The 19,355-nt window shown below is 61.2% G+C and carries 15 protein-coding genes and 1 pseudogene; 10 read left to right on the plus strand and 6 right to left on the minus strand.

Features of this window, described 5'->3' with window-relative positions; translation table 11 throughout:
• Positions 1-94, plus strand: a pseudogene (locus AAFO90_RS14950) (IS5/IS1182 family transposase); the annotation flags it as partial.
• Between the two features lie 339 nt (positions 95-433).
• On the opposite strand, the gene ubiG reads toward AAFO90_RS14950, so the two are convergent.
• Positions 434-1,183, minus strand: coding sequence for a bifunctional 2-polyprenyl-6-hydroxyphenol methylase/3-demethylubiquinol 3-O-methyltransferase UbiG (gene ubiG, locus AAFO90_RS14955; protein ID WP_347509878.1), 750 nt, complete (start codon positions 1,181-1,183; stop codon positions 434-436).
• A 49-nt stretch (positions 1,184-1,232) separates the two neighbouring features.
• Between ubiG and pip the strand changes: the two genes are divergently transcribed.
• From pip to infB, 6 genes are all read left to right on the plus strand, one after another.
• On the plus strand, positions 1,233-2,213 hold the full coding sequence (gene pip, locus AAFO90_RS14960) for a prolyl aminopeptidase (protein ID WP_065272074.1): 981 nt from the start codon (positions 1,233-1,235) through the stop codon (positions 2,211-2,213).
• Positions 2,210-3,055, plus strand: coding sequence for an ABC transporter substrate-binding protein (locus tag AAFO90_RS14965; protein ID WP_347509879.1), 846 nt, complete (start codon positions 2,210-2,212; stop codon positions 3,053-3,055). The genes pip and AAFO90_RS14965 overlap by 4 nt, the downstream gene beginning before the upstream one ends.
• Before the next feature lie 164 nt (positions 3,056-3,219).
• Positions 3,220-3,837, plus strand: coding sequence for a ribosome maturation factor RimP (gene rimP, locus AAFO90_RS14970; RefSeq protein WP_065272077.1), 618 nt, complete (start codon positions 3,220-3,222; stop codon positions 3,835-3,837).
• Positions 3,837-5,471, plus strand: a complete 1,635-nt coding sequence (nusA, locus tag AAFO90_RS14975) for a transcription termination factor NusA (RefSeq protein WP_347509880.1) — start codon at positions 3,837-3,839, stop codon at positions 5,469-5,471. Before rimP ends, nusA begins: the two co-directional genes overlap by 1 nt.
• Positions 5,472-5,500: 29 nt before the next feature.
• Positions 5,501-6,121, plus strand: coding sequence for an RNA-binding protein (locus AAFO90_RS14980; RefSeq protein WP_274831714.1), 621 nt, complete (start codon positions 5,501-5,503; stop codon positions 6,119-6,121).
• An 8-nt stretch (positions 6,122-6,129) separates the two neighbouring features.
• Complete coding sequence (gene infB, locus AAFO90_RS14985) at positions 6,130-8,616, plus strand: translation initiation factor IF-2 (protein ID WP_065272080.1); 2,487 nt, start codon at positions 6,130-6,132, stop codon at positions 8,614-8,616.
• A gap of 517 nt (positions 8,617-9,133) precedes the next feature.
• Here the strand turns inward: infB and mutT are convergent.
• Genes mutT through AAFO90_RS15000 form a run of 3 tightly spaced genes read right to left on the minus strand, consistent with a single transcriptional unit; the run spans position 9,134 to position 11,611 of the window.
• Positions 9,134-9,532: an 8-oxo-dGTP diphosphatase MutT gene (mutT, locus tag AAFO90_RS14990; protein ID WP_347509881.1), complete on the minus strand. Its 399-nt coding sequence runs from the start codon at positions 9,530-9,532 to the stop codon at positions 9,134-9,136.
• Positions 9,529-10,755, minus strand: coding sequence for a bifunctional glutamate N-acetyltransferase/amino-acid acetyltransferase ArgJ (gene argJ / locus AAFO90_RS14995; RefSeq protein ID WP_347509882.1), 1,227 nt, complete (start codon positions 10,753-10,755; stop codon positions 9,529-9,531). The genes mutT and argJ overlap by 4 nt, the downstream gene beginning before the upstream one ends.
• A 4-nt stretch (positions 10,756-10,759) precedes the next feature.
• A complete protein-coding gene (locus tag AAFO90_RS15000) occupies positions 10,760-11,611 on the minus strand; it encodes a peptidylprolyl isomerase (RefSeq protein WP_274829347.1) in 852 nt (283 codons plus the stop codon).
• 178 nt (positions 11,612-11,789) lie between these two features.
• Between AAFO90_RS15000 and secA the strand changes: the two genes are divergently transcribed.
• The 3 genes from secA to AAFO90_RS15015 all read left to right on the plus strand — a co-directional run bounded on the left by secA (position 11,790) and on the right by AAFO90_RS15015 (position 17,226).
• Complete coding sequence (gene secA / locus AAFO90_RS15005) at positions 11,790-14,516, plus strand: preprotein translocase subunit SecA (protein WP_347509883.1); 2,727 nt, start codon at positions 11,790-11,792, stop codon at positions 14,514-14,516.
• A 202-nt stretch (positions 14,517-14,718) separates the two neighbouring features.
• Complete coding sequence (locus AAFO90_RS15010) at positions 14,719-15,648, plus strand: hypothetical protein (RefSeq protein ID WP_347509884.1); 930 nt, start codon at positions 14,719-14,721, stop codon at positions 15,646-15,648.
• A 24-nt stretch (positions 15,649-15,672) separates the two neighbouring features.
• Complete coding sequence (locus AAFO90_RS15015; protein ID WP_347509885.1) at positions 15,673-17,226, plus strand: substrate-binding domain-containing protein; 1,554 nt, start codon at positions 15,673-15,675, stop codon at positions 17,224-17,226.
• 23 nt (positions 17,227-17,249) lie between these two features.
• Here the strand turns inward: AAFO90_RS15015 and radC are convergent, their stop codons facing one another.
• Together radC and dnaJ are read right to left on the minus strand one after the other, a co-directional pair.
• On the minus strand, positions 17,250-18,014 hold the full coding sequence (gene radC / locus AAFO90_RS15020; protein ID WP_347509886.1) for a DNA repair protein RadC: 765 nt from the start codon (positions 18,012-18,014) through the stop codon (positions 17,250-17,252).
• Positions 18,015-18,150: 136 nt separating this feature from the next.
• Positions 18,151-19,305 carry a molecular chaperone DnaJ gene (gene dnaJ, locus AAFO90_RS15025; protein WP_065272088.1) on the minus strand — a complete coding sequence of 385 codons (1,155 nt, stop codon included), beginning with the start codon at positions 19,303-19,305 and terminating at the stop codon, positions 18,151-18,153.
• Positions 19,306-19,355 lie beyond the last annotated feature (50 nt).

Here is a 19,355-nt window from a genome sequence, read left to right on the forward strand (position 1 = left end):
ATCGAAGGATTGGGAAAAATCCATCGCCAGCGCGGCAGCTTGGGTCACAATCGCACACATCCGCCGCGTCACGCGGATGCTCGCAAGACAATGAATTCACTCGAAAAGTTTTGAATCAGACTCTAAGCGCCGCCCGGTGCGGCCTCCATGCCCTTGCGTTTGCCTATGCCCCAAAAAGAAAGGGATGCCGTGTAACGGGCATCCCTGTCTCAATTTCCCATCCGGCCGCGTGAGTGGTGGCAGCGATCATTTCGCATTGCGCCGATAGGCCATCGGGTACAGCATTCACTCTGTTAAGGGCCAAGGCCCGGTATCGGTCAGACTAAAACCCAACCGATCGGACGATTTTATACTAAATCGAGTCAAACGCCAAGTACGCAGAGGGATTAGGTCTCCTATACGAAAGGATAGGAGGCGGTTATCCGCCACCTTGTTATGGGGTGGGTTTGGTGCTGGCCGTGACGTAGTTGACCGAAAGATCGCGCGGAGAAATCGACCAGCCCCAGGTCACCGGGTTGAACACGAACCCCTTACGGTCGACCGGCTCCAGCCCCGCCTTGCGCAGCAGCTCGAACAGCTCGTCCGGGGTGATGAATTTGTTCCATTCATGCGTGCCGCGCGGCAGCCAGCGCATCACCACCTCGGCGCCAAAGATGGCCATGACATAGCTTTTGGGATTGCGGTTGATGGTGGAACAGATCTGCAAGCCGCCCGGTTTCAGCAACTCCCGCGTTGCGGTCAGATAGCTCAGCGGATCGGCCACATGTTCAACCACCTCCATGTTGAGAACCACGTCGAACTGTTCACCGGCTTCGGCCAGGGCCTCGGCAGTGGTGTGGCGGTAATCGATGGTAAGGCCGGATTGTTCCGCATGAATCCGCGCCACCGGCAGGTTCCCGGCGGCGGCATCGGCCCCCACGACCTCGGCGCCAAGGCGCGCCATCGGTTCCGACAACAACCCGCCGCCGCAGCCAATGTCGAGAAGGCGCAGGCCCCTGAATGGCTCCGGCTGCGTCAGATCACGGCCGAATTCCCCGGCGATCTGCTGGGTGATGTAATCAAGCCGACAGGGATTCAGCATATGCAACGGCTTGAACTTGCCGTTGGGATCCCACCACTCCGCGGCCATTGCTTCGAATTTGGCGATCTCGGACGGGTCTACCGTTGACTGAGGCGCTTGCATTCCTGTCTCCGTGTGTTCTTTTGTGTCTAACAGACTAGTTAGGTCAGTAATGGACAAATACTCGGACCAAAAGCGCGCAGTGCAGTATCTTTATCCTCCGGTCGATGCCTACGACCAGCGTATGCTGGATGTGGGGCAGGGCCACAGCATTTATGTTGAGCAATCGGGCAACCCCAAGGGCATTCCGGTGATTGTCTGTCATGGTGGTCCCGGCGGCGGCAGCAGCCCGGCGATGCGGCGCTATTTCGATCCCAATATCTATCGGGTGATTCTTTTTGATCAGCGCGGCTGCGGCCGCTCGCGCCCGCATGCCTCTTGCGAGGATAACACCACCTGGCATCTGGTTGCCGATATGGAGGAGATCCGCCGCCTGCTGGAGATCGACAGCTGGCTATTGTTCGGTGGCAGCTGGGGGGCGACGCTGGCGCTGATTTATGCGCAGACGCACCCGGAGCGCGTGCAGCACATCATCCTGCGCGGTGTCTTCCTGATGACACAAAGCGAACTCGACTGGTTTTACGGGGGCGGCGCCGGGCGGTTCTGGCCGGAAACCTGGGCGCGGTTTGTCGCGCTGGTCCCGCATGACGAGCGGCACGATATGATCGCCGCTTATAACAAGCGGCTGTTTTCCGGCGATGTGAACGAGGAAATCCGATTCGGTCGTGCCTGGTCATCCTGGGAGAACGCCCTGGCCTCGGTCCATTCTAACGGTCATGGCGGCGAAAGCCCCGGCGATTATGCCCGCGCCTTTGCCCGGCTGGAAAACCACTATTTCATCAATGGCGGTTTTCTGGATTTCGATGGGCAGATCCTCGCCAATATGGGGCGGATTTCCCATATTCCGGGCATCATCGTGCAGGGCCGTTACGACATGATCTGCCCGCCGACCTCGGCCTGGCGCCTGAACGAGCTGTGGCCAAATGCCGAGTTGAAAATGATCCGCAATGCAGGTCATGCCTTGTCGGAGCCGGGAATCAGTGCCGAACTGGTGCGCACGATGGACCGGATTGCCGAGGAGATGCTGCCATGACCCGTATCGACCGCCGCGCGCTGTTCACCTCTGGTGCTGCGGCTGCCTTGCTGGCGGCGACAGGCACGTCATTGGCGGCGGCGCCGCGCGCGGGCGGGGTGTTGCGTCTTGCGGTGCCGCGTCAGGACGGGCTGATGGAGCAGGTGGCGCGTGGCGCCGTCTTCGACACCCTGACAGAGATCGCGCCCGATGGCGTGTTGCGGGGCGAGCTGGCCGAGGGCTGGCACAGCAGCGACGCGGCCCGGACCTGGTCCTTTGATCTGCGCAGCGATGTGCGGTTCCATGATGGCGCGGCCATGACGGCGGCGGATGTGGTTGCCTCGCTGAGCGGGCGCGGCATCGACGGCGCCGAGGTTGCCTTGGTGCAGCAGGTCGCCGACCATCGGATCGAGATCCAGCTGACGGCCGCAAACCCCCATCTTCCTTATCTTCTGGCGGATCCGGCGCATGTCATCGCTCCGGCGGGCCAGGTGGATCTGCCATTGGCGCAGGCCGTGGGCACCGGCAGTTACCGCGTCGAGCGGGCGCAGGACGGGCGGCATTTCCGCGCGGCAAAACTGGCCGATCACTACAAGGCCGGGCAGGCTGGATGGGTGGATACGGTCGAGGTGATCGTGATCCCCGATGCCCGTGTGCGGGCCGAAGCCTTGCGCGATGGCTATGTGGATGTGGCCGCCTTGCCCGCGCCAGAAGCGCTGATCGAAAAGGGCGGATTCCTGTATCATCCTTCGGCCAGCGACATGGCGCTGGCGGCGCGCAGCGATGTGGGCATGCCCCGCACCGTGGGCCGCCGCGCGGCGCTGGATGATGGCCGTATTGCCGAACGCTGGTGGCGGATCTGACCGGGGCGCAGGCCCGGTTTCGAACTTCTCCTTGCAGATTCGCCCCATCAAGCGTATATGCCTTTCACAACAGCGGCGCGTTGGGCTCTGGTCCAAGGCTCCACCGGGATTTTCAACGGGCCGCGCGCCCGTTTTTTTGTGTCCGAAAGACAGCTGGAACCCGAATGACCAACGACCTGATTGCCAAAGCCGCGATTGACCGCCGCCTTGCCGAGATCATCACCCCGGTGATCGAGGATCTGGGCTATGAGCTGGTCCGTATCCGGCTGATGTCCGGCAAGACGACAACCCTGCAGATCATGGCCGACAAACCCGATGGCGGGATCGAAGTTGATGATTGTGCCGATATTTCGAATGCCGTCAGCGCAGTTCTGGACGTCGAGGATCCGATCCTTGACGCCTACGCGCTTGAGGTCTCCAGCCCCGGCATCGACCGCCCCCTGACGCGTCTCAAGGACTTTGACATGTTCGAAGGCTATGAGGCCAAGCTGGAAACCGCCGAACTGATCGACGGTCGTCGCCGCTTCAAGGGCGAGCTGGCAGGTGTCGAGGATGACGAGGTTCTGATCAATATCGAGGAACATGGCGAGCCCGTGACCATCGGTCTGAAGTTCGACTGGCTGAGCGATGCCAAGCTGGTGCTGACCGACGATCTGATCAAGGAAATGCTGCGCCAGCGCAAGGCGGCTGGCACGCTGAACGAAGATGCTTTTGACGACGTTATCGAAGATACGCCCCTTGAGGGCGAGGTGACCGAAGGGTCCGAAGAGGAGAACAAGTAATGGCCATCACCTCTGCAAACCAGCTTGAGCTGTTGCAAACCGCCGAAGCCGTGGCGCGCGAGAAAATGATCGACCCCGGCCTGGTGGTCGAAGCCATGGAAGAAAGCCTCGCCCGGGCGGCCAAAAGCCGCTACGGCAGCGAAATGGACATCCGTGTGTCCATCGACCGCAAGACTGGCAAGGCCACCTTTACCCGCGTCCGCTCGGTCGTCGAAGATGAAGAACTGGAAAACTACCAGTCGGAAATGACCGTCGAACAGGCCAAGCAGTACATGGCTGATCCCAAGGTGGGCGACACCTATGTGGAAGAGGTTCCGCCGGTAGAAATGGGCCGTATCGCGGCCCAATCGGCCAAGCAGGTCATCCTGCAGAAGGTGCGCGAAGCAGAGCGTGACCGCCAGTACGAAGAATTCAAGGACCGCGCCGGTACCATCATCAACGGTCTGGTCAAACGCGAAGAATTTGGCAACGTCATCGTCGATGTGGGCGCTGGCGAAGCGATCCTGCGCCGCAACGAGAAGATCGGCCGCGAAAGCTATCGTCCGAACGATCGTATCCGCTGCTACATCAAGGATGTGCGCCGCGAACCGCGCGGCCCGCAGATCTTCCTCAGCCGTACTGCGCCGGAATTCATGGCCGAGCTGTTCAAGATGGAAGTGCCTGAAATCTATGATGGTATCATCGAGATCAAGGCCGTTGCCCGTGATCCCGGTTCGCGCGCGAAGATCGCCGTGATTTCCTATGATGGTTCCATCGACCCCGTGGGCGCCTGCGTCGGTATGCGCGGCAGCCGCGTGCAGGCCGTTGTGAACGAGCTGCAGGGTGAAAAGATCGACATCATCCCGTGGAACGAAGATCAGCCGACCTTCCTCGTTAACGCGCTGCAGCCGGCCGAAGTGTCGAAAGTGGTTCTGGACGAAGAAGCTGGCAAGATCGAAGTTGTGGTCCCCGAGGAACAGCTGAGCCTCGCGATCGGCCGCCGTGGTCAGAACGTGCGTCTGGCCTCGCAGCTGACCGGTCTCGACATCGACATCATGACCGAGGAAGAGGAATCGGCGCGTCGCCAGAAGGAATTCGAAGCGCGCACCGGCCTGTTCATGGAAACTCTGGATCTGGACGAATTCTTTGCCCAGCTGCTGGTTTCCGAAGGGTTCACCAGCCTCGAAGAGGTTGCCTATGTGGAGCTCGATGAACTGCTGGTCATCGACGGTGTTGACGAAGGCACCGCCGAAGAGCTGCAGGCCCGGGCCCGTGACTACCTCGAAGCCAAGGCCAAGGCAGCGATTGATGCCGCCCGTGCGCTGGGCGCAGAGGACAGCCTGATTGACTTTGACGGTCTGACACCCCAGATGATTGAGGCACTGGCAAAGGACGGCATCAAGACGCTGGAAGACTTTGCCACCTGCGCGGACTGGGAACTGGCCGGCGGCTGGACCACGGATGGCGGCGAACGGATCAAGGACGACGGTATTCTGGAACCTTTCGGCATGTCGCTGGAAGAGGCACAGGATATGATCATGACCGCCCGCGTATTGCTGGGCTGGGTTGATCCTGCCGAACTGGAACCGGAAGTCTCGGAAGATGACGAGGCCGAAGGCGACGAAGAAGCCGCTGACACAGGGGCCGGGGTCTGATCCCCGCTGCTCCTGAAAGGAGACGCTGAATGGCTCGCGGAGGCGCCGAAAAAGACCGGTCAGACGGCCCGGAGCGAAAGTGCATCGCAACAGGTGAGATCCAGCCCAAGCAGGGTCTCATCCGGTTCGTGATGGGCCCCGACGGGCAGGTCGTTGCGGATGTGTTCGGTAAACTCCCCGGTCGGGGTGTTTATGTGACCGCCAGCCGTTCTGCGTTAGATACGGCGGTAAAGAAGAAACTCTTCGCCCGTGGCTTCAAGGCCCAGGTGAAGGTGCCCGAAGACCTTGCAGACGAGGTGGAGCGGCAGGTTCTGCGCCGTCTCGTTGATCTGATCAGCCTGGCCCGCAAGTCGGGTGATGCGGTCGGTGGCTATGAAAAAGTCAAGGATTGGCTGCTGAAGGAAGAGGCGAGTGTGCTGATTCAGGCGGCTGACGGATCCGGGCGTGGAAAGTCGAAACTGAGCACGCCGCACCGGGGGAACTATATCGGTTGCCTCTCTGCGGATGAGCTGGGGATGGCATTTGGGCGTCAAACTGTGATACATGCGGCGCTGGCCTCTGGTGGACTCAGCAAACGTGTTGTAGAGGAAGCGCAACGATTGCAGGGTTTGCGCGAAATGGTGGGCGGCAAGGGCCGCACGGAAGGATAAAGAGCTTTATGAGCGATAGTGACGGCAAAAAGACATTGGGTTTGCGTGGTGGTTCCCGGCCTGGGAACGTGAAACAGAGCTTCAGCCATGGGCGGACCAAGAATGTCGTAGTGGAAACCAAGCGCAAACGCGTTGTGGTTCCCAAGCCGGGTGCGGGTAAAGGCGGCAGTGGTGCGTCTCCCGCGACGGATGGATCCCGTCGACCTGCCGGCATCACCGACGCGGAAATGGCCCGCCGCCTGAAGGCGCTGCAGGCTGCCAAGGCGCGTGAAGTCGAAGAAGCCGCGCAGCGCGAGGCCGAGGAAAAGGCCCGTGCCGAAGAGCGTGAGCGCCGCCGCGCCGAGCAGGAAGCCAAGGAACGCGAACAGCGCGAAGCCGAGGAAAAAGCCCGTCGCAAGGCGGAAGAGGAAGAGCGCAAGCGCCTCGAAGCTGAAGAAGCGGCCAAGCGTGCAGCAGCGGCTCCGGCAGCAGAGCCGGAGAAGGCAAAATCTGCCGGTCCCGCCGCAGGTCGTTCTGCGGCCAAACCCGCAGCCCAGGCCCCGCGCAAAGCCGACCGCGAACGCGAAGAGCGTGGCCGTGGTGGCAAAGGCCGCGATCAGGGCCGTCGTTCGGGTAAGCTGACACTGGGTCAGGCAACCGGCGAAGGTGGCCGCCAGCGGTCCATGGCCGCAATGAAGCGCAAGCAGGAGCGCGCGCGTCAGAAGGCAATGGGCACCGTCGAGCGTGAAAAGGTCATCCGTGACGTGCAGCTGCCGGAAACCATCGTTGTTTCCGAGCTGGCAAACCGTATGGCAGAACGCGTTGGTGACGTGGTCAAATCGCTCATGAACATGGGCATGATGGTCACCCAAAACCAGTCGATCGACGCCGATACGGCTGAGCTGATCATCGAAGAATTCGGCCACAAAGTTGTCCGCGTTTCCGACTCTGACGTCGAAGACGTGATCAAAGAGGTCGAGGACAAGGAAGAAGATCTGCAGCCGCGTCCGCCGGTGATCACCATCATGGGTCACGTCGACCACGGTAAAACCTCGCTACTGGATGCGATCCGCGATGCGCGGGTTGTGGCTGGCGAAGCAGGCGGTATCACCCAGCACATCGGTGCGTATCAGGTGACCACCGATAGCGGTACCGTACTGAGCTTCCTCGATACGCCGGGCCACGCGGCCTTCACCTCGATGCGCTCTCGCGGTGCTCAGGTGACGGATATCGTGGTTCTGGTTGTGGCTGCCGACGATTCGGTCATGCCGCAGACCATCGAGGCGATCAACCACGCCAAGGCTGCCGGTGTTCCGATGATCGTGGCGATCAACAAGATCGACAAACCTGCGGCCGATCCGAACAAGGTGCGTGCCGAGCTGCTGCAACACGAGGTGATCGTGGAAGCCATGTCCGGCGACGTTCAGGACGTGGAAGTGTCCGCCGTGACCGGCCAGGGCCTGGATGAACTGCTGGAAGCCATCGCGCTTCAGGCGGAAATCCTGGAACTGAAAGCCAACCCGAACCGTGCCGCCCAAGGCGCCGTGATCGAAGCACAGCTGGACGTGGGCCGCGGCCCGGTTGCCACTGTTCTGGTTCAGAACGGTACCCTGCATCAGGGCGACATCTTCGTTGTGGGTGAGCAGTACGGTAAGGTCCGTGCGCTGATCAACGACAAGGGTGAACGCGTCAAGGAAGCTGGTCCGTCGGTTCCGGTCGAGGTTCTGGGTCTCAATGGCACGCCCGAAGCGGGTGACGTGCTGAACGTGACCGAGACCGAGGCTCAGGCCCGCGAAATCGCGGAGTACCGCGAGCAGGCCGCCAAGGACAAACGCGCCGCAGCCGGTGCTGCGACCACTCTGGAACAGCTGATGGCCAAGGCTAAGGAAGACGAAAACGTCTCCGAACTGCCGATCCTGGTCAAAGCAGACGTGCAGGGCTCTGCCGAAGCGATCGTTCAGGCGATGGAGAAGATCGGCAACGACGAGGTGCGCGTGCGCGTGCTGCACTCGGGTGTTGGTGCCATCACCGAAACCGATATCGGCCTGGCCGAAGCTTCCGGTGCGCCGGTCATGGGCTTCAACGTCCGTGCCAATACCTCGGCCCGTAACACTGCCAACCAGAAGGGCGTCGAGATCCGCTATTACTCGGTGATCTATGACCTTGTGGATGACGTGAAAGCGGCGGCCTCGGGCCTGCTGTCGGCCGAGATCAAGGAAAACTTCATCGGCTACGCGACCATCAAGGACGTGTTCAAGGTCTCCAACGTCGGCAAGGTTGCCGGCTGTCTGGTCACCGAAGGCGTTGCCCGTCGCTCGGCTGGTGTGCGTCTGCTGCGTGACAACGTTGTGATCCACGAAGGCACGCTGAAAACGCTGAAGCGCTTCAAGGATGAAGTCGCAGAGGTTCAGTCCGGTCAGGAATGCGGTATGGCCTTTGAGAACTACGAAGATATCCGCGCAGGCGATGTCATCGAGATCTTCGAGCGTCAGGAAGTTGAACGTAAGCTCGACTAAGGCGCTGCGACACTCAGAAACAGTCAAAACCCCGGCCTCTGTGCCGGGGTTTTTGCATCTTTGAGGTGGTGGGAGGTCTAGTGCCCGCCAAAACGGCTGAGGGCAGCCGCCGGGCTGCCCTCTATTGCCGTGAGTGATTGGTCTTCAGTGGGTCTTCAGTGTGCCGCGGAAATCGGTGGTATTCGGAGGCGTTCTGCCGCGCCTACCGGCACCCCGTTGCGGTCGTTAATGTGTGCCTGCATGAACCTGTCCCGGACCAGAAAACATGTGCCCAAATAGGTCCACCTGTTGTCTGATCCTTCGTCAGGGAGAAGTTCAAAAAGGTTCACTGCCAGATAGTGTAACCAGTTTTTGACAAATTGGTTAACAAAATCTTGACGACTTGCGCCAAAGCTACAATGGCTAGTGTTTCTACCGACAAATCTCCAATATCCGGTAGTAAATTGCGTCCGGATTGGAGGGGAAGTTCGGGGTATGCAGAGGGCAGCCCGCCGGGCGGACCGCCAGTTTTGGAACGCTACAGCCAATCCCGCAGGATCGGAATCAGCGGAATATCGGCCGGAGGCATCGGGTAATCACGCAGCTCTTGCGGCCGAGCCCATTTCAGAACCTGACCTTCCCGGGCCTGCGGAAGGCCCTCCCATTTTCGGCATGCAAACAGCGGCATCAGCAGGTGAAAATCTTCATAGCTGTGGCTGGCAAAGGTCAGTGGCGCCAGGCAGGATTGCCAGGTGTTGATGCCCAGCTCCTCATCCAGCTCGCGGATCAGCGCCACTTCGGGGGTCTCCCCGGCTTCAACCTTGCCGCCTGGGAATTCCCAAAGCCCGGCCATGGATTTGCCTTCGGGGCGCTGCGCCAGCAGGATCCGCCCTTCGACATCGATCAGGGCCACGGCCGAGACGAGAACCGTTTTCATGACCGGTAATCCGCGTTGATGGTGATGTATTGATGGGTCAAATCGCAGGTCCAGACCGTTGCCGCGCCATCGCCAAGACCCAGATCCACCTTGATCGTGATCTCGTCCTGTTGCATTTGCGCGGCGCCGTCCTCTTCCTTGTATGAGGGCGCAACCCAGCCTTTTTCGGCCACCAGAACATCGCCGAAGGAGATCGACAGCAGGTCCCGGTCCGCCGCAGCGCCGGATTTTCCGATTGCCATCACCACGCGGCCCCAGTTGGGATCCTCACCCGCGATTGCGGTTTTCACCAGAGGCGAATTGGCAATCGCCAGCCCGTGGGTCTTGGCATCTGCGTCGCTTTCGGCGCCGGTCACCTGGATCTCGACGAACTTGGTAGCGCCTTCCCCATCGCGGACGACCTGATGCGCCAGATCCAGCATGACGCCCTCCAGCGCCTGCTCAAACTCCGGGTTCCCGGTTGCATCAACGCCCGATGCGCCGGTCGCACAGAGCATCAGGCTGTCCGAGGTCGAGGTGTCGCTGTCTACCGTGATGCAGTTGAAGGTCCGGTCACAGATTTTGGCCAGCTGTGCCTGCAGCGCGCTTTGCTCGACCTTGGCATCGGTGAAGATATAGACCAGCATGGTCGCCATATCAGGCGCAATCATGCCAGATCCTTTGGCGATCCCGGCGATGTTCACGGTCTGCCCGTCGATGGTGACGGTGGCGCCAGCGCCCTTGGCAAAGGTATCGGTGGTCATGATGGCGGCTGCTGCTGCTTCCAGCGCATCGGCATTCAGCCCATCATTCAGCTCGGCGATTTTGGCGACGATCCGATCATGCGGCAGCGGTTCACCAATCACCCCGGTCGAGGCGGTAAAGACGCGCCCCGCTGGTGCCCCAGTGATGCCGGAGACGGCGGCGACGATCTCTGCCACCGAGGTTTGCCCGTGATGACCGGTAAAGGCATTGGAATTGCCCGAGTTGACCAGAATAGCGGCGCTCGCCGAGGGATCTGCCCCAAGTTTCTCCTGACAATCGCGCACAGGTGCAGATCGCGTCTTGGAGCGAGTGAACACCCCGGAAACCGTGGTGCCCGGATCCAGTACCGCCAGCATCACATCGGTCCGGTCCTGGTATTTTACACCAGCAGCTGCGGTGGCGAACCGCACGCCTTTGATCGTGGGAAGATCGGGAAATCCGGCCGGAGCCAGTGGAGAACGGGGCAGAGGTTTTGCCATCGGATCAGTTCCTTACAAGGCCAAGATCTTTAATCATCGCGGGGTCCAGCCCTTCGATTTCGGGTCGTTCGATGGTGGCCTCAGCTGTCAGTGCGTTGACGCGATCTTCGACGGCGCGTGTCCGCAGTTCCTGCTCCAGCTCGCCGCGCACTTCGTCAAAGCTGGGCGCGGCAGATTTGCGCCGTTCGCGCAGCAGGATCACGTGCCAGCCGAACTGGGTTTTCACCGGATCAGAGATATCCCCCGACCGCATGGCAAGTACAGCCTCTTCGAATTCGGGAACCATACTACCCAGCCCGAACCAGCCCAGATCACCGCCGCTTGGCCCGGAGGGGCCGGTCGACCGCGCCTTGGCAGTGGTGGCAAAATCGGCGCCGTCTTCCAGCTCCATCTTGATCTTTTTGGCTTCTTCTTCGGTTTCCACCAGAATGTGCGCCGCGTGGAATTCATCGCCGCCATCGCCGGTGGAGTATTTACGGTCATAGGCCGCGCGCAGGGCTTCCTCACCGGTTGCGTTGGCCATCACCATTTCGATGACATCAGCGGCCAGCAATGCCCGGCTTTCGTTTTCGACCGACAGCTCCACGTAGTGGGGCACTTCGCCATGCAGTTGCTGTTTCAGCGCTGTCTGCTGGATCAGCTGGTCCAGAATGGCGTTGTACAGCACCTCGTCCGGCAGTTGCTTGTACTGCTGTGGCAGGTTTTCACGGGCCATGATCATGTGACCCAAAGTAATCTCTTCGCCGTTGACTGAGGCCACCACGGTATTGGCATGCGGTGCGGCCTGTACCGACAAAGGCAGCGCCATCAGGGCCGCAGTTGCCGCGCCTCGCAGAAAAGTGAGACCTTTCAGCATTCAATTCTTCCTATTCCCGGGCCGCAGCATGGCGCGGCGTTGACACTTATATGCCTGCCGCTTACATCGCCTAAGGGCCAATGGCAGGACCGTCGTTTCCACCTTTGTTTATGGGTTGCGGGCAGGGCGGGCAAGCCTGCCTTAGGTCAGAAGCCATGACAGGACCGTGGGAGAGCACATGCTGGGTATCGGAACACTCGCCAAAAAGATTTTCGGCACACCGAATGACCGAAAAATCAAGGCGACGCGGCCGCTGATCGCAAAGATCAACGCGCTGGAGCCCGAATTCGAAAAGCTCAGCGACCAGGGTCTGATCGAGAAAACCGAAGAACTGCGCAAACGCGCGCTGGACGGTGAAGCCCTCGACGCTCTGTTGCCCGAAGCCTTTGCCAACGTACGCGAAGGGGCCCGCCGGGCGCTGGGTCTTCGGGCCTTTGATACGCAGCTGATGGGCGGTGTCTTCCTGCATCAGGGCAATATCGCCGAGATGAAAACGGGTGAGGGTAAGACACTTGTCGCCACTTTCCCGGCCTACCTCAATGCGCTGACCGGTAAGGGCGTGCATGTGGTTACGGTGAACGAATACCTGGCCAAACGTGACAGCGAATGGATGGGTAAGGTCTTTGAACAGCTGGGCATGACCACAGGCGTGATCTGGTCCGGTCAGCCCGACGATCAGAAGATGGCCGCTTACCAGTCCGACGTGACCTATGCGACCAACAACGAGTTGGGCTTTGACTACCTGCGCGACAACATGAAGCCCAGCCTGGATCAGGTGTTCCAGAAGTATCACAACTTTGCCATCGTCGATGAGGTCGACTCGATCCTGATCGACGAGGCACGTACGCCGCTGATCATTTCCGGCCCGGCTGAAGACCGCTCCGAGCTTTATACCACCATCGACACGGTGATCCCGCTCTTGAGCGAGGAACACTACGAGATCGACGAGAAGACCCGCGGTGTGACCTTCACCGAAGAGGGCAATGAATACCTTGAGCAGAAGCTGATCGAACGCGGCCTGCTGGAAGAGGGGGCCTCGCTCTATGACCCCGAAAGCACCACCGTGGTGCACCACGTCAACCAAGCCTTGCGCGCGCATAAACTGTTCCAGCGTGACAAGGACTACATCGTGCGCGATGGCGAGGTTGTGCTGATCGACGAATTCACCGGCCGCATGATGGCTGGGCGCCGCCTGTCTGAAGGCCTGCATCAGGCCATCGAAGCCAAGGAAGAGGTGCAGATCCAGCCCGAGAACACGACGCTGGCTTCGGTGACCTTCCAGAACTATTTCCGCCTTTATGACCGCCTGTCGGGCATGACCGGTACTGCCATGACCGAAGCCGAGGAATTCGCCGAGATCTATGGTCTGGGCGTGGTCGAGGTTCCGACCAACCGGCCGATTGCACGGGTGGACGAGGACGACCAGGTCTACCGCACCGCGATGGAAAAATACCGCGCGATGATCGAAGAGACCAAGAAGGCCCATGCCAAGGGGCAGCCGGTTCTTCTGGGCACCACCTCAATCGAGAAATCCGAACTGCTGAGCCAGATGCTGCAGCAGGAAGGCATCGAACACAACGTGCTGAACGCGCGCCACCACGAGCAGGAAGCGCAGATCGTCGCCGATGCAGGGCGGCTTGGCGCGGTGACCATCGCCACCAACATGGCTGGCCGGGGTACCGATATTCAGCTGGGCGGCAACGTCGACATCAAGGTGATGGCGGCGCTTGAGGCCAACCCCGAGGCCGATCCTGCCGAGCTGCGCGCCGCCGAGGAAGCCAAGCACGCCGAAGAAAAGCAGAAGGTTCTGGACGCGGGCGGCCTGTTCGTGATGGCCTCTGAACGCCACGAAAGCCGCCGCATCGACAACCAGCTGCGCGGCCGTTCGGGCCGTCAGGGTGACCCCGGCCGTACCCGGTTCTATCTCAGCCTCGAAGACGACCTGATGCGGATTTTCGGGTCCGAGCGCCTCGACAAGGTGTTGTCCTCGCTGGGCATGAAAGAAGGCGAAGCGATTATTCACCCTTGGGTGAACAAGTCGCTGGAACGCGCCCAGGCCAAGGTCGAAGGCCGCAACTTCGATATGCGTAAGAACGTGCTGAAGTTCGACGATGTGATGAACGACCAGCGCAAGGTGATCTTTGGCCAGCGCCGTGAAATCATGGCAGCAGAGGATCTGTCCGAGATCGTAAATGATATGCGTCACGAGGTGATCGACGACCTGATCGACACTTACATGCCGCCCAAGACCTACGCCGAACAGTGGGACACCGCAGGCCTTCAGGCTGCTGTGCTTGAAGGGCTGGGCATCGACGCGCCGGTGGCCGAATGGGCTGCCGAGGAAGGCGTCGACGACGAACAGATCCGCGAACGGCTTGAGGCCGCAAGCGATGCGCTGATGGCGGAAAAGACCGAAGCCTTCGGTCCGGAAAACATGCGCAACATCGAAAAGCAGGTGCTGCTGCAGACCATCGACGCCAAGTGGCGCGAACATCTGCTGACGCTGGAGCATCTGCGCTCGGTCGTGGGTTTCCGCGGCTATGCGCAGCGTGATCCGCTGAACGAGTATAAGAACGAAAGCTTCCAGCTGTTCGAAAGCATGCTCGACTCCCTGCGCGAAGACGTTGCCAAGCAGCTGAGCCGCGTGCGTCCGATGAACGAAGAAGAGCAGCGCCAGATGATGATGGAAATGGCAGCCCGCCAGGCCGCCATGCAGCAAATGGCCTCCGCTGGCGGCGCACCTGCGCCTGCTGCAGAAGGCGAAGCTGTTGCTGAACTCGCGGAAGAGCCCGCGCCCGGATTTGTCGAGGATGATCCCGAAACCTGGGGCAACCCGTCGCGCAATGACAAATGCCCCTGTGGATCGGGCAAGAAGTTCAAACATTGCCACGGGCGTCTGGCCTGAGATACGCCTGCATCCCCGGTTGAACGCCAGCAGTTTTAACCGGGGATCGGCCCCTGATTTGGCCTGACCGCACGCGGGGGCCATTCAGACAGAGATATTAAAATTCTCTTTATTCTGCCCGAATCTCTCCCGCAGGCGGCCACAAACTGGCCGCCTTTCCCATGCTACACTTCCTTAACCTATCCAGGGTGTGGAGTGTGTGATGATGGACAAACGTATCTTGATCTTGAGCAGCGGAACCGTGGCCTGTGCGCTGGGGATCGGCTTTTTCATGCAGCAGTCCGCCGCTCCGCGTATCTATGAAACATCGGAGATCAGTGCCGCGCCAGTGCAGGTTCCGGCGGAACCGGATCTGTCCGAGCTGACCATCGAGAACATCACGCTGACCTCGGTTCCGCGCGACGACCCGGCGCCGCAGCAGGCAGAGACCGTGCAGGCCGAAGCGGTCGTCGCCAAGGATGATTGCGCCCTGTCGGTCACGGCCAATGCACTGCCCGGTGCCATGGTTAAACTCGACGTATCCGCGCCCTGCCAGGCGGGACAGCGGCTGACGGTGCATCATCAGGGCATGATGTTCACAGTGGCTCTGGACGATGCGGGCCATCTGACGCAAGAGGTTCCGGCCCTGGCCACCTCGGCGGTATTCATCATCGAGCCGCAGGACGGGATGGCCGAAGTCGCGGTGGTACCGGTGCCGGATCTTGCCGAAATCGACCGCGTCGCGCTGCAATGGACCGGCAACAGCGGTTTTGAAATTCATGCCCGCGAAAACGGCGCCGACTATGGCGCGCCGGGGCATGTCTGGCATGGTTCTGACCCGGCCTCTGGCATGGGCCATATGGTGCGGCTGGGCGATGACAGCCAGCTGGCGCCGCGTCTGGCCGAGGTTTACAGTTTCCCGCGCGCCGCCGAACAAGTCGGAGAAACGGTGGAAATCAGCGTCGAGGCAGAGATCACCGCGATCAACTGCGGCCGTGATGTTGAGGCGCAGGCCCTGACCCTGCATCGGGCTGGCGGGCAGAGTAAACTGCAGACCCGCGACCTGACGCTGGCAATCCCCGATTGCGCGGCCAAGGGTGACTTTCTGGTGTTGAATAATCTGTTGGAAAACCTGAAAATCGCCTCCAACTGATCCGCATTCATTCCAGGATTCCTCATGGCTTTCTTTCGTGCGGCGATTTGCGCCGCACTTCTTCTGTCCGGAACTGTCACATCGCTGGCCGCCCAGGATGTCACGCTGTCTTCTCCCGATGGGGCCGTGGAAATCACCGGCAACCTGTTGGGATTCGACGGAGAATATTACCGGGTCGACACCAAGTTCGGCGAGTTGACCGTCGACGGATCCGGGGTCAGCTGTGACGGTCCGGGCTGTCCCAGCCTGTCCGATTACGTGGCCGAGATCACCCTGTCGGGATCCTCGACCATGGCAGAGGTCCTGCTGCCCGCCCTGATCGAAGGGTTTGCCCTGCGCAACGGTTACCAGACGCGCCGCGATCCGCTGCCCGGCGACAATTTCGAATATGTTCTGCTGCGCGGGGATCGTCCCGCCGCCCGGTTCGATTTTTTCGTCAGCAATACCGACGAAGGCTTTGCAGATCTTCTGGCGGATGAGGCGGATATCGTCATGGCGCTGCGGGAAATCCGCCCGGCCGAGCGCGAACACGCGCAGGCGGCTGGCATGGGGGATATGACGGGCCCGTCGCGTAGCCGGGTTCTGGCGCTTGATGCGATGGTGCCGCTGGTGTCGCCGGAAAACCCGGTGCAGCGTATCTCTCTGCCGCAGCTGGTTGCGATCCTTTCCGGTGAGATCACCAACTGGTCCGAGCTGGGCGGCGCCGATGCACCGATTTCCCTGCACCTGCCGGTCGAAGGCTCCGGCCTGGCCCAGGCGGTCGAGGACAAGCTGCTGGCCCCGGCCAAGGCGACATTGATGCCTGATCTGCGTCGCCATGACCGGCACAGCACGATGGTGCGCATGGTTGCCACGGACCCCTTCGCACTCGCTATCGGCAGTTTTGCCAATACGGGCACCGCGCGGGCTCTGACCCTGACCGGGCCATGTGGGTTCTCCCTGCGCGCGACGCGCCGGTCGATCAAGACTGAGGATTACCCGCTGACCTCTCCCATGTTCCTCTATCTGCCGGAACGGCGGCTGCCCAAGGTGGCGCGGGATTTCCTCAGCTACGTGCGTGGGCCCGGTGCGCAGATTGTGATCCGCAGGGCGGGGTTTGTCGATCAGGCGCCGGAACGCGTGTCGATCGCTGCTCAGGGGGACCGGCTGGCCAACGCGATAGAGGCGGCAGGGCCAGAGGTGGATCTGGAAGAACTGCAGCGGCTGACATCTACTCTGCGCGGGCTCCAGAGGCTGACAACATCCTTCCGGTTTGAACCGGGCTCAACCCGCCCCGATGCGCAATCCCGCAGCAATATCGAGCAACTGGGCCGGGCGCTGGAGGCCGGGATCTACGACTCGCACAGGTTGCTCTTCGTTGGCTTCTCCGATGGCGAGGGCCCGGCGGAGGCGAACCGCAAGATCGCCATCAAGCGGGCCAATGCGGTGCGCGATGCGGTGGCGGCAGCGGCAGAGACCGCCAATCTGGACCGGGTGGATATCGACGTGGCGGCCTTTGGCGAGGCGCTGCCCATGGCCTGCGACGACAGCGCCTGGGGCCGCGAGGTGAACCGCCGGGTCGAGGTCTGGGTGCGCTGACCTCCCTGCGGCGGTTGCCAGCGCTACAGATATCCGTGGCTGCGAAAGCTGAGTTCGGATGATTTTCCGATGATCAGGTGATCGTGCAGGGTGATACCAAGCGCGGCTAGGGCGTTCTCAATGGTTGCGGTCATGGTGATATCGCTTTCCGAGGGGGTCGGATCGCCCGAGGGATGATTGTGCACCAGAATCACCGCGCTGGCGTTCACCTCCAGAGCCCGTTTGGCGACCTCGCGCGGGTAGACCGGCACATGATCCACGGTGCCACGGGCCTGTTCCTCATCCGCGATCAGCACGTTCTTGCGGTCCAGGAACAGCACCCGGAACTGCTCGACCTCAGAGTGGGACATGGTGGTGTGGCAGTAATCCAGAAGCGCATCCCAGCCGGAGAGTACCTGCCGCTGCATGATGCGGGAACGCGCCATGCGATGGGCGGCGGCCTCCAGTACCTTGAGATCGGTGATCACTGCTTCGCCAATGCCCTTTACCTGCAACAGGCGCTCTGCCGGGGCGGTGATGACCCGGTTGAAATCGACGAAGGTATCCATCAGCCGACGTGCCAGCGGTTTGACGTCCTGACGCGGGATAGACCGGAACAGTATCAGTTCAAGCAGCTCATAGTCTGGCATGGCTGCCGCGCCGCCCTCCATGAACCGCAGGCGCAGCCGGACGCGGTGATCCTTGATATAGGACGGTAGGCGTCCGGCAGGCACCAGCGCATCGCGCGCTTCGTCACTGCAATCAAACAGTGGCAGGGTCTTGTCCCGGAATGCGCCAGCTTTCACCACGATCACCATCGTTGAAGGTATCAGGCCTGTCCTCGGTATTAAGGGCCAGCGCAGTGGGCTGCACAAAGTAAAAACGCCCCACGAGGGGGCGTTTTTGCGATGGTATTCGACCCGAAAGCCGGGGAGGGTTCAGGGATTACCCCTTCATGCCGTCCCAGAAGCTTTTGACCGAGGAGAAGAAGCTGCGGGATTCCGGGTTCGTGTTCTCTTCCGAGAGGTCTTCGAACTCGCGCAGCAGTTCCTTTTGTCGGGAGGTCAGGTTGACCGGCGTTTCCACGGCCAGCTCGATGAACATGTCACCGGGGCTACCGCCACGCAGCGCAGGCATACCCTTGCCGCGCAGGCGCATCTGACGGCCGGACTGGCTGCCTTCGGGGATCTGGACGCGGCCACGGCCGCCGTCGATGGTCGGCACCTCGATGGCACCGCCCAGGGCAGCTTTGGCCATCGACACGGGCACCCGGCAATAAAGATTGTTGCCGTCGCGTTCGAACAGATCGTGCGGCGAAACCTCGACAAAGATGTAGAGATCGCCCGGAGGCCCGCCGCGCAGGCCCGCCTCGCCCTCACCAGCCAGACGGATTCGCGTGCCGGTTTCCACACCCGCCGGAATATTCACCGACAGCGAGCGGTCCTTTTCCACCCGGCCATGGCCGTGGCAGGTTTTGCACGGGTTCTTGATGATCTGGCCCAGGCCCGAACAGGTCGGGCAGCTGCGCTCCACCGTGAAAAAGCCCTGTTGCGCACGCACCTTGCCCATGCCCGAACAGGTCGGGCAGGTGGTGGGTTCGACCCCACCTTCGGCACCGGTGCCCTCGCAGGAGGTACAGGCGACCGAGGTCGGAACCTTGATCGTCTTGTGCAGCCCGGAGAAGGCCTCTTCCAGGGTGACGCGCAGGTTATAGCGCAGATCCGCGCCGCGCGATGCGCGCTGACGCCCGCCTGCTTGGCCGCGTCCGCCCATAAAGTCGCCGAACAGGTCGTCGAACACATCCGAGAAGGCCGAGGAGAAATCGCCGCCGCCCGGATGGCCGCCGCGGGGACCGCCGCCGCCGCCCATGCCGTTTTCAAAGGCCGCATGACCATAGCGGTCATAGGCTGCCTTCTTCTCGGCGTCCTTCAGAACCTCGTAGGCCTCGTTGGCCTCTTTGAACTGCGCTTCGGCATCCGGGTTATCGGCATTGCGATCCGGGTGCAGTTCCTTGGCTTTCTTGCGATAGCCTTTTTTGATTTCCTCGGCGGTGGCGCCTTTGGCCACCCCGAGAATGTCGTAATAGTCGCGTTTTGACATCGGTTTACCCCTTCTGCCTCAACGTAAAACGGGCCAGTCCGGGGTCCGGA

Origin of the sequence: Phaeobacter sp. CAU 1743, from assembly GCF_039839315.1 — a bacterium.
Classification (GTDB): domain Bacteria; phylum Pseudomonadota; class Alphaproteobacteria; order Rhodobacterales; family Rhodobacteraceae; genus Phycobacter; species Phycobacter gallaeciensis_A.